Raw genomic sequence first — 1,455 nt, forward strand, 5'->3', positions numbered from 1 at the left:
ATGACTTCATCCTCAATGCCTTATCTGTCGCAAACATTTTTTGAATTGGTATAACTCGTTATAGCAGGAGTCCCCTTTCCGCGTCTGAGATGGACTGATGAGGAAAAGGCTTTAATTTTGAGTCATCCCTCACTCCTCAATCAGTTACAGTGTTGGCTTGAGAGCAATCTTAGTGATGGCTGCTGGCATGGAGCAAATTTCGAGTTGATTAAACCCAAGTCTTGTATTGCCAATAGCAACAATTCTTTTGCAAACGAAGATATTCACATCCCGTTCTAATCGCTTTGTAGAAACAGATAAAAACGGCTACGCCAAAGCATCCGTGAGAGTTGCAGCGACCAACCAGACGCTTCAGACCCAACTGCAACACCTCACCACATTGAACCATTACAAATATTCGGAGTTAATCATGGATACTCAATCAGTTCTTAACCTCATGATTCAAGCAGTCTTGATGAGCTTTGTCGCACTGATGATTTTCGATTTCATAGGTGGCTTGTGGGTTGTACCATTGCCTCCAGTAGGATGGCAACCACCTGTTATTGAGCAGCCAACAGTTTCCGTCACCACACCAGAACCCACTCCACAGCAGGAAATTTCACAACTTACTCTCGCCATTGCACCACAGTTTGAAGAAATCCCCGACCCCTGGACGCTACAACCACAATCCTCTCACCATTCTGTGCCAGCCGTCATAGTATCATTTCCCGCACCCCGACTACTGCCACCAGCCCAAGAAGTACAGCCCACCAAAACCAAACGCAGAACTAGTAAACCCTCCAAATCCACACAGTCTAAATCTCCTAAAGAGCCAAAACCACGCAAGCAGGCTGCTTAGTCCCAACACAAGAGCGACTATACTCCGTCCCAAGGTCAACGCCATCGCTCTTGTTGATGAATGCCCCAGAAACGGCTACGCCAAAGCAAAGTGATGTATTCATATCTATATATATGGTAAGTCTTATCGCTACACAAGGTAGTCTCTTTGACCTACAAACGGTTCTCGAATACGGACAGTCGATAATCAACGTTGCCCAAGAACTCGCCAAATCACTGATTGAGCAACGACCACTGACCACCAAAACTATTCAAGCACAGATGAATCGCCACTTCCACGGCACGGCAGCAGAAGGCGCGTGGTTGTGGAAGGACGCTTATGAGGCTGTTGAGGTGGCAGCAATTTTGTACTTGCGGCACAAGGGATTGTCTAAAAATCCGCTAGAACAGTTGCAGTTGATCGAGAGCCTTTGCCCCACGCACACCCGCCGCAGCGAAGAACAATTGCAGCTTCAACAGTTTTCCACCCCGTTGTCTTTGGCATATCTGGTTTCCCTTGCCGGACAAATCACAACTGATGATTTAGCGTTAGAACCAAGTGCCGGAACTGGGATATTAGCTCATGTGACTTGAATCATTAAATGAGCCAACTTGTGAACCATAAAATAAGCCACAAGT

The 1,455-nt window shown here is 46.5% G+C and carries 2 protein-coding genes; both read left to right on the plus strand.

Features of this window, described 5'->3' with window-relative positions:
- Positions 1-226 precede the first annotated feature (226 nt).
- Positions 227-838 (plus strand): hypothetical protein, encoded by a 612-nt coding sequence (locus tag ACM5QX_RS29470; protein WP_414756745.1) that lies wholly within the window; start codon positions 227-229, stop codon positions 836-838.
- A 50-nt stretch (positions 839-888) separates the two neighbouring features.
- The gene (locus ACM5QX_RS29475; RefSeq protein WP_414756746.1) at positions 889-1,410 is read left to right on the plus strand and encodes a hypothetical protein; all 522 of its coding nucleotides are present in this window, start codon (positions 889-891) and stop codon (positions 1,408-1,410) included.
- Positions 1,411-1,455: the final 45 nt, after the last annotated feature.

Source organism: Anabaena sp. CCY 9910 (assembly GCF_963920875.1).
In the GTDB taxonomy this organism is placed as follows: Bacteria; Cyanobacteriota; Cyanobacteriia; order Cyanobacteriales; family Nostocaceae; genus Trichormus; species Trichormus variabilis.